Origin of the sequence: Mycolicibacter nonchromogenicus, from assembly GCF_002101775.1 — a bacterium.
GTDB lineage: Bacteria > Actinomycetota > Actinomycetes > Mycobacteriales > Mycobacteriaceae > Mycobacterium > Mycobacterium nonchromogenicum.
On record NZ_LQPI01000038.1, the window covers coordinates 36,387 to 49,000 of the forward strand.

At 66.9% G+C, this 12,614-nt stretch carries 12 protein-coding genes; 11 read left to right on the forward strand and 1 reads right to left on the reverse strand.

Annotated elements, in window-relative coordinates:
• The first annotated feature begins 1 nt into the window (after position 1).
• Genes AWC18_RS08225 through AWC18_RS08255 form a run of 7 tightly spaced genes read left to right on the forward strand, consistent with a single transcriptional unit; the run spans position 2 to position 7,264 of the window.
• Positions 2 to 1,045: an MCE family protein gene (locus AWC18_RS08225; protein ID WP_133054988.1), complete on the forward strand. Its 1,044-nt coding sequence runs from the start codon at positions 2 to 4 to the stop codon at positions 1,043 to 1,045.
• On the forward strand, positions 1,042 to 2,148 hold the full coding sequence (locus AWC18_RS08230; RefSeq protein WP_085138369.1) for an MCE family protein: 1,107 nt from the start codon (positions 1,042 to 1,044) through the stop codon (positions 2,146 to 2,148). Before AWC18_RS08225 ends, AWC18_RS08230 begins: the two co-directional genes overlap by 4 nt.
• Positions 2,145 to 3,266, forward strand: a complete 1,122-nt coding sequence (locus AWC18_RS08235; protein ID WP_085138370.1) for an MlaD family protein — start codon at positions 2,145 to 2,147, stop codon at positions 3,264 to 3,266. The genes AWC18_RS08230 and AWC18_RS08235 overlap by 4 nt, the downstream gene beginning before the upstream one ends.
• Positions 3,263 to 4,546, forward strand: a complete 1,284-nt coding sequence (locus AWC18_RS08240) for an MlaD family protein (RefSeq protein ID WP_085138371.1) — start codon at positions 3,263 to 3,265, stop codon at positions 4,544 to 4,546. Before AWC18_RS08235 ends, AWC18_RS08240 begins: the two co-directional genes overlap by 4 nt.
• A gap of 14 nt (positions 4,547 to 4,560) precedes the next feature.
• On the forward strand, positions 4,561 to 5,139 hold the full coding sequence (locus tag AWC18_RS08245; protein ID WP_085138372.1) for an Rv1363c family protein: 579 nt from the start codon (positions 4,561 to 4,563) through the stop codon (positions 5,137 to 5,139).
• On the forward strand, positions 5,136 to 5,810 hold the full coding sequence (locus AWC18_RS08250; RefSeq protein WP_085138373.1) for a hypothetical protein: 675 nt from the start codon (positions 5,136 to 5,138) through the stop codon (positions 5,808 to 5,810). Before AWC18_RS08245 ends, AWC18_RS08250 begins: the two co-directional genes overlap by 4 nt.
• Before the next feature lie 8 nt (positions 5,811 to 5,818).
• The gene (locus AWC18_RS08255; protein WP_234806465.1) at positions 5,819 to 7,264 is read left to right on the forward strand and encodes a carotenoid oxygenase family protein; all 1,446 of its coding nucleotides are present in this window, start codon (positions 5,819 to 5,821) and stop codon (positions 7,262 to 7,264) included.
• Here the strand turns inward: AWC18_RS08255 and AWC18_RS08260 are convergent.
• A complete protein-coding gene (locus tag AWC18_RS08260) occupies positions 7,233 to 7,976 on the reverse strand; it encodes an RsiV family protein (protein WP_234784388.1) in 744 nt (247 codons plus the stop codon). The two genes, AWC18_RS08255 and AWC18_RS08260, sit on opposite strands and share 32 nt — an antisense overlap.
• A 259-nt stretch (positions 7,977 to 8,235) precedes the next feature.
• On the opposite strand from AWC18_RS08260, the gene AWC18_RS08265 reads away from it, so the two are divergent.
• From AWC18_RS08265 to AWC18_RS08280, 4 genes are all read left to right on the forward strand, one after another.
• Positions 8,236 to 9,756 (forward strand): CoA-acylating methylmalonate-semialdehyde dehydrogenase, encoded by a 1,521-nt coding sequence (locus tag AWC18_RS08265; protein ID WP_085138375.1) that lies wholly within the window; start codon positions 8,236 to 8,238, stop codon positions 9,754 to 9,756.
• Between the two features lie 4 nt (positions 9,757 to 9,760).
• Positions 9,761 to 10,924 (forward strand): isobutyryl-CoA dehydrogenase, encoded by a 1,164-nt coding sequence (locus tag AWC18_RS08270; RefSeq protein WP_064997084.1) that lies wholly within the window; start codon positions 9,761 to 9,763, stop codon positions 10,922 to 10,924.
• Positions 10,925 to 10,961: 37 nt separating this feature from the next.
• Positions 10,962 to 11,837, forward strand: coding sequence for a 3-hydroxyisobutyrate dehydrogenase (mmsB, locus tag AWC18_RS08275; RefSeq protein WP_085138376.1), 876 nt, complete (start codon positions 10,962 to 10,964; stop codon positions 11,835 to 11,837).
• 64 nt (positions 11,838 to 11,901) lie between these two features.
• A partial coding sequence (locus tag AWC18_RS08280; protein ID WP_133054989.1) for a DUF222 domain-containing protein occupies positions 11,902 to 12,614 on the forward strand: 713 nt, incomplete at its 3' end.

The window sequence follows — 12,614 nt, forward strand, 5'->3', positions numbered from 1 at the left end:
AGTGAGTGCACAGCGCAGCAGAAGGCGCACCCTGGAAGACCTCAGCCAGGCCTGGCTGGGCACCGTCGCGGTGCTGGCGCTGACGGCGATGATCGCGGCGCTGACACTGCTGACCACCCTGAACATCGGCAAGACCACCTACTACGCGGATTTCCGGCAGGCTGCCAGCATTCGTTCCGGCGACGAAGTCAGCATCGCCGGCGTCCCGGTCGGCACGGTCGAAGCCACCGAGCTGGCCGGCGACCACGTGGTCGTCTCGATGAAGATTCGCCACGATGTGGTCTTGGGGTCGCAGACCCGGGCGGCTATCAAGCTGACCACGGTGTTGGGATCGCGATACGTCGAATTGAAACCGGCCGGTGAGGGACGCCTCGACGGCAGACGAATTCCGCTGGCACGCACCAGCGTCCCCTACGACCTGCAGCGGCTGCTGCAGGACTCCACCAACACCTTCGAAGAAGTCGACGCAGAGCGCTTCGCGCAGTCCATGCAGCTGACGGCCGCCCAGCTGCGCGATGTCCCGTCGATTCTTCCCGACGCGCTGGCCAACGTGCAGAACCTGTCGCAGGTCATCTCCGACCGTCGTGGCCAGATCGCCGGACTGCTGCGCAGCACCGCTGAGCTGGCCGAGATCCTGGGCGGTCAGCGGGCCGACCTCGCCGCCCTGGTCAGCCAGGGACAGCAGCTGTTCGGCGAGATCACGGCACGGCGCGACGCCGTGCGGCAGCTGATGGATGCCGCGACAACGCTGGTCACCACCGCCCGCGACATCACGGTCGGCAACCACACGCAACTCGATCAGCTGCTGCGCGACATCCGCCAGGTCACCGCGATGGTGGGCGACCACGACGACCTGCTCCGCAACCTGTTCCAGACGTTGCCGCTGTCGATGCGAAACGTGGCCAACGCCACCGGATCCGGACCGTTCCTCGACTTCGCTCTGCCCGGTGGCCTGCTGGTGGATTCCTGGATGTGCGCCATCAGCGGGCGCGCCGAGCAGTTCAAGTGGCCCGAGCGCTACCAGTACTTCAAGGACTGCGAATGACCAGGCGAACCGTCATCGTGGCAATCATCGTGGCCGCCGCGGCCATGGTTCTCGGCGCGGGATACACCCTGCGCCCGGCCGCGGGAACCGGTCAGCTCACCATCGTCGCCCATTTCGACAATGTCATCGGTCTCTACACCGGCAACACCGTCGCGGTGCTGGGCATGCCGGTGGGCCAGGTGGCGTCGATCAGACCCCACAGCACCTATGTCGAAGTGGTTCTCGACGTCGATGCGAACGTTCCGCTGCCCGCCGACGTCCAGGCGGTGACGGTGGGGACGTCCATCCTCACCGACCGCCACGTCGAGCTGACTCCGCCGTACTCCGGCGGTCCCGTGCTGGCGGACGGGACCACCCTGGGGCTGGAGCGGACCAAGACCCCGATCGAGTTCGATCGCGTGCTCAAGATGGTCGACAAGCTCGGCACGGCACTGGGCGGCGACGGCCACGGTGGCGGACCGATGGCCGACATCCTCACCGCGACATCGGAGATCACGACGACCAGCGGAAAGCAGATCAAGGCGGCCCTGGGCCAGCTCTCCGAAGCGTTACGCACCGGGGACGACGACGGGCAGGCCACCCGGCAGAACATCACGGCCATCATCGCCAATCTGGGCAGAATCACCGACGCGGCAGCCCAGAACCAGGACGTGGTGCGCGCCTTCGGAGCAGACGTCCGGGCACTCAGTGACATCGCCGCCCAGGAGGGCATCGGGCGAGGCTCAACAGGACGCTCGCTGAACCAGGTTCTCCAGCAGGTCAACTCCCTGCTTACCGACAACGGCGACAACCTGGCGGCGACACTGCGCAGCAGCAACGCGCTGACCAAGGCCCTGGTCGACTACCGCCGTGAACTCTCGGAGGTGTTCGACGTCGCGCCGCTGGCCATCGACAACGTGGTCAATGCGATGGACACCGACAACGGCATGCTGCGGGTGGGGGCGCACTTCGACTCGGTGTTCTTCGACAGTTCCATGACCAAAGAGGTGTGCAACATCCTGGGACTGCGCCAATTGGGGTGCCGCACCGGCACGATCCGGGATCTCGGTCCGGATTTCGGTGTCACGTCCGTGCTCGAGGCGATGACGAGGCTGGGCCAGTGATCGGACGTCGACTCATCGCTCTGCCGGTTGCCGCGGCGGCCATGGCTCTGACCGGCTGTTCGGTCGGCGTGGAACAACTGCCCTTGCCCGCACCGGGTATCGGTGGAGACAGCTACCACCTCAACGCGGTGTTCTCCAACGCTCTCAACCTGCCGGATCGGGCCAAGGTCCGGCTCGGGGGCGCCGATGTCGGCGAGGTGGTGTCGATGACGGCCAAGGACTACACGGCCGTGGTGGACATGCGAGTCCGCGCCGATGTCCGTCTCCCCGTGGGAACCACCGCCGAGTTGCGCTCGGCCACCCCGCTGGGTGACATCTTCGTCGCGCTTCGACCGCCCGAGGCAGCCGGCCCGACGGAAGTGCTGCGTTCGGGCGACAGCATCCCCATGTCGGCGACGCAGGCAGCCGCGACGGTCGAGGAGGTGCTGGCATCGACGTCGATGCTGGTCAACGGCGGAGTGATCGGCAATCTCACCCGGGTGCTCAACGGCGTGGGATCCGCGGTGGGCCGCGAGGGTGAGGGCCTGGCCGCAATGATCCGCGAATCGCGCAGCCTGGTGACCACCATGTCGGCGCGCAGCGACGACATCCGCGCGGTGATGCAGCAGACCACCGCGCTGGCCGAGACCCTCAACGGCCGGCGCGACTCGATCAACGAGGTGCTGGGTTCGTCGGCGCCGGCGCTGGGCGTGGTCGCCGACCACACCGACACCATCGTCACCCTGATGAACCAGATGGGCGCGATCACCGACCAGCTGCAACGCTTTCCCTCGATTGCCGGCGTCGACACCCGCAGCCTGATTCACGACATGAACGAGCTGTCCCGCGCCTTCAACGACACCGCGGTGGATCCGCGGGTCACCATGGACAACTTCGTGCGGGTCCTGCCTCCGGTGCTGAAGCTGTTCAGCGCCAACGCGTCTCACTCCGATGTCGACCTGCAGCAGTTGGCGCTCGGCCACATCCCGGACAAGAACCACCTGGGCGATCCGGAGTTCCACGGACCCAAGTGGGCCGATTGGGACAATCTGGTCGGATCGCTGCGGTACGTCATCACCCAGTTGGGCGACCGGGTGTGGGGAACCGATCGCGGTCGGATCTGGGGGCCGCCCCAATGAATCTCGTCGAACCCGTCGCCGCCGTGATCCTCCGGTCGGTCCGCTTCGCGATGGCGCGCCGGTTACTCATCTCCGGGATCGCGCAGATCGCCCTGGTCGCTGTCGGGGTTGCCTATCTGCTGTTCGGGGCGCTGCGCGACAACCCATTCGGCGATCAGATGACGGTGGTCGTGCAGTTGGACGAGTCCGGCGGCCTGCTGGCCAATCAGGACGTCACGCTGCGGGGCGTGCCGGTCGGGCGCGTGGACTCCGTTGACTTCACCGACGATGGTGTGCGCGCCGTCGCCCGGATCGACGCGCGAGCCCGAATCCCGAAGGAAGGCACCGCTGTGCGGGTTTCGGGCCTGTCGCCGGCCGGTGAGCAGTACCTCAATTTCGAGCCCACCGAAACCGGCGGCCCTCTGCTCACCGATGGGACCGTGATCGGCAGGTCGCAGGCGAGTACCCCGATACCGATCTGGCGCCTGCTGGGCAACATCGACGGCCTGCTGGCACAGACCGATCCGGTCCAGCTCAAGGCGGTTCTGGATGAGCTCGGGGTCAGCGACCAGGGCCCGGAGAAGCTGCGTGCGCTGCTCGCCGGCAGCCGACTGCTCATCTCCACCCTGGACGGTGTGCTGCCCCAGACCATGGCGCTGCTGCGCGGCAGCCGCACCGTGTTCAAGATCTTCGACGACGGTTCCGGCGCAATGCGTGCCATCGCCGACAATCTGGGCGCCACGTTGGCCGGTGTCGCCGGCAAGGACGCCGGGGTGCGCCGCCTGCTGGAAGACACCCCGGGCGCGCTGGCCACCGTCGATCGGGTGCTCGACGAGAACTCCGAGACCATGGTGCAGTTGCTGGGGAATCTGACCACCGTCGCGCAACTGTCCTATGTCCGGGTACCGGCTCTTCGGCAACTGTTCCGCGACGACCGGCCGCCGCTGCTCGACGGCGTTGCCGGCCTGATGCACGGCGGTGGCATCTGGGCGATCGCCGACATCTATCCGCGCTATATCTGCGACTACCCGCACCCCCGCGACGTGCCGTTCATCCCCAACTATCCGGAACCTTATCTGCACACCTACTGCCTCAACGACGACCCGGGACTGCTTGTCCGCGGCGCCCGCAACGCGCCGCGTCCGCCTGGCGACGACACCGCGGGTCCACCGCCCGGATGGGATCCGCTGCGCCGCACCGACCCGACCCCGGTGGGTCCCCACACGATTCCGCTGCCCTATGGCGGGCCGGTGATGCCGCCGGAGTCCGAACCGCACCGCCAAGGCATTCCATGGAACTGACAAGGAACCGACAGATGGACACCCAGTTGCTGGCCCCCGAGGCCCGCGAGAAGCCCCCCGACGCCGACGGCACAGCCGCCGGGGGTGGCTCCCGGGGCAAGGCTGCACCGGCACCACGCTCGGCGCTCCTGGCCCGTGGCGCCGTCACGGTACTGGTTCTCGCGCTGGCGGCGTGCTGCGGCTATCTGGGATGGCAGGACAAGAGCCGTCGTGACATCGGGGCCGCCGGCGCGGCGGCCCTGCAGGCGGCGCAGGACTACGCCGTCACCCTGACATCGGTCGACAGCAACAACCTGGACGACAACTTCGCGGCCGTCCTGGACGGCGCCACCGGTGAGTTCCAAGATCTGTACCGCGAGTCCAGCAGCCGGCTGCGCCAGGTCCTGGTAGCGCGCAAGGCGACCGGACGCGGTGTTGTCGTCGACTCGGCAGTCAAATCGGCGACCAGGGATCATGTCGAGGTGCTGTTGTTCGTCGACCAGACCGTGACCAACACCGACATACTCCAGCCACGCGTCGATCGCAGTCGCATAGTTATGACGATGCAGCGGGTCGATGGTCAGTGGAAGGCTGCAAAGGTTGAGATGCCATGAACAACAGACTCACTGCCGTACGTGATGACGCGATCATGCGATCCATGCTGGCCCGGGTGGGCGACATCCCCGAGACGGTGCTGCTACCGCTACTGCGCCAGGTCGCCGATGATCGCGCGGTTCTCGACGCCGAATGGCAAGCGGTGACCGCCGGGCGAATCCGCCCCGGGACCCGGCTGTCGGCCCGTGAATCATGGCGCCGCCGCTACGGGCAGTTCGTTCGGGAATTGGAGTGGGCCATCACCGGGTTGGTGGCGGTGCTGCCCAGAGCAGATGTCGAGCAGTTGGTCTCCGACGCGGTGGCCGGCCGCCTGCGGCGGTGGCTGCGCTTTCTGCTGCCCGCCTTCGGCACCGTCGGCCTGATCCCTCGCGTGCTGTACCCGGCCGTCATGGACACCGGAGTGTCGGTAGCGACTTTTCTGGTCGGACCGATCAGGCGGACCGGCATCGAAGTCGACGGAACCCTGGTGTACGAGATCCCTGAATGCGCCATGCATACCGCGACCGACACCGGTGTGGCGCAGGAGCATTCCTGTTTGATGGCCTGTAAAGCCGCCTGCGAGAAGGTGTTCGACAAGAATTCGGCCATGCCGCTCGAGTTCGATCCGCACCTGCCCGGATTGTCCTGCACGCTGCGAGTTCACCCCGCCACGACCCACCCCAAGAGATAGGACCGAATGTGACCAACTCCGACACGGCCGGCGCCGACTTCGCCGCCTACACACCGCTTTACGAAGAGCATGACTACACCATCGACGATTACGACGGCGCGCTGCCGGAGGGCCTGGAAGGCACGCTGTACCGCAACGGCGCCGGCAAGCTCGACGCCGGCGGGCAGGCGCTGGGTCACCTGTTCGACGGCGATGGGATGCTGTCGCTGTTCTCCATCGCCGACGGGTCGGTGCACTACCGCAACAGGTACGTCCGGACCAAGCACTACCGCAAGTCGCTGACCTCCAAGGGCGCCCCGTACCGCGCGTTGGGGACCATGCGGCCCGGTGGGTTGCTCGCCAATGCGCTGCGGTTTCCGGCCAACGTGGCCAACACCAGCGTGGTCATGCAGGCCGGCAAGCTGCTGGCCCTCTGGGAAGGCGGCCCGCCCACCGAACTCAACCCCGACACGCTCGACACCATCGGCATCCACAACTTCGATGGTGGGCTGAAATGGTTGGGCGCATTTTCGGCTCACCCCAAGTGGGATCCGGACACCGTCGAGATGTTCAACTTCGGCCTGGCGATGGTGCCCTTCCCCAAGCTGATCTGCTACCGGGTCGACCGTGCCGGCAAACTGCACCGGTTGGGCGAGGTGAAGCTTCCCTTCGCGATGTTCAACCACGACATGGGCCTGACCAGCAAGCACATCGTCTTTGCGATCCCACCGCTGGTCTTCCCGACCTCCAAGCTGATGGGCGCCGGGTTCGGCCTGTGCAATTTCATCGACGCCATCGAATACGACGCGTCGCGCGGGACCATGATCGCGCTGGTTCCCCGCGACGGCGGCAAGCCGCGGGTTTTGCACACCGATCCGCTGCTGCACCTGCACCTGGCCAACACCTACGAAGACGGCACCGACACCATCGTGGAGCTGGTGAACTACGACTCGACCTGGGAAGAGCTCAACGGTCAGCTCTCCAGCTTGAGCACCGACCGCGCCAGTGACATCGGATCCTATGGCGGGACCCTGCTACGACTTCGAATCACAAAGTCCGACAAGGTGATCCATGAGCCCATAACGGACGTCCGTGGCGAGTTCCCGTCATTCAACATTCTGCGGACCAGCCGGCCGAACCGCTACACCTACCTGTCGGCATCCGCCGCGGGCACCAGCTACCCCACGGCGCTGGCCAAGATCGACAACACCACGGGCGCGGTGGTCACCCACCAGTTCCCCTATGGCCATCAGCCCCACGAGGCGGTTTTCGCCGCCCGCCCCGGCGCCACCGACGAAGACGACGGCTGGCTGCTGGTGGCCACCCAGGACGGGGTGAACAATCGCGCCGCCCTGGCGATATTCGATGCCCGGCACATCGACGCCGGACCGGTCTACACCGGCCGGCTACGCCACCACCTGCCGCTCACCTTCCACGGCTGCTTCACCCCGCGGGTGGCGCGTCCGAATCGGTGATCCCGGCGAACTCCGGAGCTATCAGGTCGGCCACCCGCGCCCAGGGCACGGTGATCACCGCAAGGCCACGGCCGAACTGATAGTCCGGAAAGTGCAGCTCGATGCCCTCGGCGGTGGGGATCCAGTACTTGAAGTTGATGTCGAGCGGCGCCACCTCGTTGCCGAACTGCCAGCCCTGCCGCGGCGGCGCGTACGTGGCGGGCAGGATCTGCTGGGTCTGCTCGGCCAGGCGGACCAGACCGGCAGATTTGTCGAGGAACAGATTGTCCCAGGTGATCAGAATTCCACTGCGCTTGTCGAATACGCGGGTGGCCACCGCGTGAAACGGCATATTCGGCATATCGGTGTTGTATTCACCGACGAACAGTTCAGAAACGGTCAGCGGGAGAAATGACAATGTTCCGGTGGCCCGGAATGTCCAGGGGTGGGTCTTGGTCGCGCTGGGCTCATAGGTGGCGACCTGACCGCGCGCCTCTGCGTCGATGACCTCGTTGATGGACGCCGCCACCGCAGGGTCACCGCCGGCGACGCGCTCATAGCGAACTTCCCATCGGCCCAAGTTATCTGGACTCGACCCTGCGATCACGTCCGGGATCGCGAGGTAGTCGCCGGCCGGATCGGATTCGGCCCACCCCGGGGCCGCCGGGACCAGCGTGACCACACCCCAGCCGAGTGCCGTTATCAGTGCACAGATGATCCTCGCCCGCGTCATATCGTTGCCTCCATGCCGATATCCCCCGAATGCAACAATAATCGACAAACGAAATGGCGGCGCGGAATCGACGGGGCAAATTAATTCTGCGCGACGATGTCGACAATTTCTGCTGCCGCGATCGCTGGAATCACCCGGGGGCGCCGATCCCAGCGAGCTCGCGTGGACCGGCCAGGTCACGCCCCTAGCAATTACTAGGACATCCTAGTATTCTCGGGGCGGGCCGATCGAGCCCTCCACCACTGTCACGGGATGGCGCATGAGTACTCAGATTCCGCACTTCATCGATGGCCACCGAGTCGCCGGCACATCGCGGCGCAGCACGGACGTCTTCGACCCCAACACCGGCGAGGTCCAGGCCACCCTGCCGCTGGCCAACGCCGCCGACGTCGACGCCGCGGTCGCCTCCGCAGCAGCGGCCCAGCGCGACTGGGCTGCCCACAACCCGCAACGGCGGGCGCGCGTGATGATGCGCTTCATCGACCTGGTGAACCGCAATGTCGACGAGCTGGCCGAGCTGCTCTCCCGCGAGCACGGCAAGACCCTGGAGGACGCCCGCGGCGACATTCAGCGCGGCATCGAGGTGATCGAATTCTGCGTCGGCATCCCGCACCTGCTCAAGGGCGAGCACACCGAGGGGGCCGGCCCGGGCATCGACGTGTTCTCCCTGCGCCAGCCGCTGGGCGTGGTCGCCGGGATCACCCCGTTCAACTTCCCGGCGATGATTCCGCTGTGGCAGGCCGGACCGGCCCTGGCATGCGGAAACGCCTTCATTCTCAAGCCGTCCGAGCGCGACCCGTCGGTACCGGTGCGGCTGGCGGAACTGTTCGTCGAAGCCGGTCTGCCGCCGGGCGTGCTGCAGGTGGTGCACGGCGACAAAGAGGCCGTCGACGCGCTGCTGCACCACCCCGGCATCGCCGCCATCGGATTCGTGGGCAGCTCCGACATCGCGCAGTACATCTACTCGACGGCCACGGCCAACGGCAAGCGTGCCCAGTGCTTCGGCGGCGCCAAGAACCACATGATCGTGATGCCCGACGCCGACTTGGACCAAGCCGTCGACGCGCTGATCGGCGCCGGTTACGGCAGTGCCGGTGAGCGCTGCATGGCGATCTCGGTGGCGGTCCCCGTCGGCGAGCAGACCGCCGAGCGATTGCGCTCCCGGCTGGTGGAGCGAATCAACGGCCTGCGGGTCGGGCACAGTCTGGACCCCAAGGCCGACTATGGCCCGCTGGTCACCCGGGCCGCGCTGGACCGGGTCAACGACTACATCGCCCAGGGTGTCACCGCCGGCGCCGAGCTGGTGATCGACGGCCGCGAACGGGCCAGTGACGACACGCAGTTCGGGGATGCCGATCTGGCCGGCGGTTTCTTCGCCGGCCCGACGCTGTTCGACCATGTCACCACCGACATGTCGATCTACACCGACGAGATCTTCGGCCCGGTGCTGTGCATCGTGCGCGCTCACGACTACGAGGAAGCACTGCGACTGCCGAGCGAACACGAGTACGGCAACGGGGTGGCGATCTTCACCCGGGACGGCGACACCGCCCGCGACTTCACCTCCCGGGTTCAGGTCGGCATGGTCGGGGTGAATGTGCCGATCCCGGTTCCGGTGGCCTATCACACCTTCGGCGGCTGGAAGCGTTCCGGCTTCGGCGACCTCAACCAGCATGGGACGGCGTCCATCACCTTCTACACCAAGGTCAAGACCGTCACACAGCGTTGGCCCTCGGGTATCAAGGACGGCGCGCAATTCCACATCCCCACAATGGAATAGGCCAATGAACACGATCTTGGATGACGAAGAACGGGTGATCGTCGACACCGCGGCCGCATTCGCCGACAAGCGGCTGGCCCCCTATGCCCTGGAATGGGATGCCACCCACCACTTTCCGGTCGACGTGATGCGCGAAGCCGCCCAGCTGGGGATGGCGGCGATCTACTGCCGCGACGACGTCGGCGGCTCCGGGCTGCGCCGCCTGGACGGGGTGCGCATCTTCGAGCAGCTCTCGATCGCCGACCCGGTGATCGCGGCGTATCTGTCGATCCACAACATGTGCGCCTGGATGATCGACAGCTACGGCACCGAAGACCAGCGCAAGAGCTGGGTACCGCGACTGGCGTCGATGGAGTCGGTGGCCAGCTACTGCCTCACCGAGCCCGGCGCGGGCTCGGATGCCAGTGCGTTGAGCACCCGCGCGGTGCGCTCGGGTGACGATTACGTCCTCGACGGGGTCAAGCAGTTCATCTCCGGCGCCGGGGTCTCCGACGTCTACGTGGTGATGGCCCGGACCGGCGTGGACGGTCCGCGAGGCATATCCACCTTCATCGTCGAAAAGGGCACGCCGGGACTGAGTTTCGGTGCCGCCGAGCAGAAGATGGGCTGGAACTCCCAACCCACCGCACAGGTGATCTTCGACGGCGTGCGGGTGCCGGCCGAGGCGATGCTCGGTGGCCCGGACGGCGACGGCAACGGGTTCAACATCGCGATGAACGGCCTCAACGGCGGCCGGATCAACATCGCCGCCTGCTCGATGGGCGGCGGCCAGGCGGCGTTCGACAAGACCGGCAGCTACCTGGCCGACCGGACGGCATTCGGCAAGGCCCTGCTGGACGAACCCACCATCCGGTTCACCCTCGCCGACATGGCCACCGCGCTGGAGACCTCACGCCTGCTGCTCTGGCGCGCAGCGACCGCGCTCGACAACAACTCGCCCGACAAGGTCGAGCTGTGCGCGATGGCCAAGCGCTACGTCACCGACGCGTGCTTCGATGTCGCCGACAAGGCCCTGCAACTGCACGGCGGCTACGGGTATCTGCGTGAATACGGTCTGGAGAAAATCGTCCGCGATCTTCGGGTTCACCGCATTCTGGAGGGCACCAACGAGATCATGCGGTTGGTGATCGGTCGGGCCGAGGCGGCCCGCGTCCGGTCCGGTCAGTAATCCCCGTCAGAGTCCCCGGGGCCACTTAGGAGCACATATGGCAATCGTCGCGTTTCTCGGTCTGGGCCACATGGGTGGGCCGATGTCGGCGAACCTGGTCGCCGCCGGGCATACGGTGCGCGGCTACGACCCCGCGCCGGCGGCCACCGCGGCCGCCGAGCAACACGGCGTGAGCATCCATGCCAGCGGCGCCGAGGCCGTCGCCGGAGCCGACACCGTGGTGACCATGCTTCCGCACGGGGACGCGGTGAAGAGCTGCTACGCCGAGATCCTGCCCGCGGCCTCCCCCGACACCCTGTTCATCGACAGCTCCACCATCTCGGTGTCCGACGCGCGCGAGGTGCACGCCCTGGCCGGCTCGCACGGGTTCGCCCAGCTCGATGCGCCGGTGTCCGGCGGAGTGACCGGTGCGGTCGCGGGGCGGTTGGCGTTCATGGTCGGCGGCGAGGACGCCGCGGTGGCACGGGCCACGCCGGTGTTGGAACCGATGGCCGCCAAGATCATCCACTGCGGTGCGGCGGGCGCCGGCCAGGCCGCCAAGGTCTGCAACAACATGGTCCTGGCCGTGCAGCAGGTGGCGGTCGCCGAAGCGTTCGTGCTGGCCGAAAAGCTGGGCCTGGCAGACCAGGCGCTGTTCGACGTGATGACCGGCGCCACCGGAAACTGCTGGGCGTTGCACACCAACTGCCCCGTCCCGGGCCCGGTGCCGACCTCCCCGGCGAACCGGGACTTCGAGCCGGGATTCGCCACTGCGCTGATGAACAAGGACTTGGGCCTGGCGATGGACGCGGTCGCCTCGACCGGTGCCAATGCCCCGCTCGGCAGCCATGCCGCCCAGATCTACCGCGACTTCGCCGCCGAACACAGCGCGCAGGACTTCAGCGCGGTGATCAACATGCTGCGCGGCAGCTGACCTGCCGCCGGCCCGGGCGATCGGGCCGCCTGAACTTGTCGGACCCTGCTGCCATGCTGTGGTTATGACCTCGATGGCACCGGTGAGCGGCGTCGCAGCGCGTGGTGACGCTCGCCTGGAGGTGCTGTTCGAGGAGTTGGCGGAGTTGACCGGTCAGCGCAACGCGATCGACGGGCGCATCGTCGACATCATCGCCGAGATCGAACGCGACGAACTGTGGGGCTCCACCGGCGCCCGATCCATCCCAGCGCTGGTGGCCTGGAAAACCGGGGTGTCACCGGGCAACGCCCACACCATCGCCACCGTGGCGCACCGACTCGAATCCTTCCCCCGCTGCGCCGAAGGCATGCGGGAGGGCCGCTTCTCCCTCGATCAGGTCGGCGTGATCGCCGAACGGGCAGCCGACGGCTCCGATGAGCACTACGCCCAACTGGCCGGAGTCGCCACCGTCAACCAACTGCGCACCGCGGTCAAACTCGAACCACGACCCGAACCCGAACCCCGGCCAGAACCGCAACGCTCGATCACCAAAGTCACCGGCCAGCACGGCAGCTGCTGGCGAATCACACTCGACCACATCGAGGCCGCCAAGTTCGACGCCGCGCTGCAATCACACCTGGACGCCCTGATGGCGCAGTGGAAACACGACCACGACGACCCCAGCCGCACAACAGATCACACGCCACCGCTACCCACCACGGTCGATGCGTTCCTGCGCCTGGTCGAAACCAGCTGGGACACCGAAGTGCAACGCCGCCCCCACGGCCAGCACACCAC

Coding starts and splice junctions, on each gene's coding strand:
- AWC18_RS08270 (WP_064997084.1), top strand. CDS start 9,761: ATGAACACGATCTTGGATGACGAAGAACGGGTGATCGTCGACACCGCG.
- AWC18_RS08245 (WP_085138372.1), top strand. CDS start 4,561: ATGGACACCCAGTTGCTGGCCCCCGAGGCCCGCGAGAAGCCCCCCGAC.
- mmsB (WP_085138376.1), top strand. CDS start 10,962: ATGGCAATCGTCGCGTTTCTCGGTCTGGGCCACATGGGTGGGCCGATG.
- AWC18_RS08265 (WP_085138375.1), top strand. CDS start 8,236: ATGAGTACTCAGATTCCGCACTTCATCGATGGCCACCGAGTCGCCGGC.
- AWC18_RS08260 (WP_234784388.1), bottom strand. CDS start 7,976: ATGACGCGGGCGAGGATCATCTGTGCACTGATAACGGCACTCGGCTGG.
- AWC18_RS08240 (WP_085138371.1), top strand. CDS start 3,263: ATGAATCTCGTCGAACCCGTCGCCGCCGTGATCCTCCGGTCGGTCCGC.
- AWC18_RS08250 (WP_085138373.1), top strand. CDS start 5,136: ATGAACAACAGACTCACTGCCGTACGTGATGACGCGATCATGCGATCC.
- AWC18_RS08230 (WP_085138369.1), top strand. CDS start 1,042: ATGACCAGGCGAACCGTCATCGTGGCAATCATCGTGGCCGCCGCGGCC.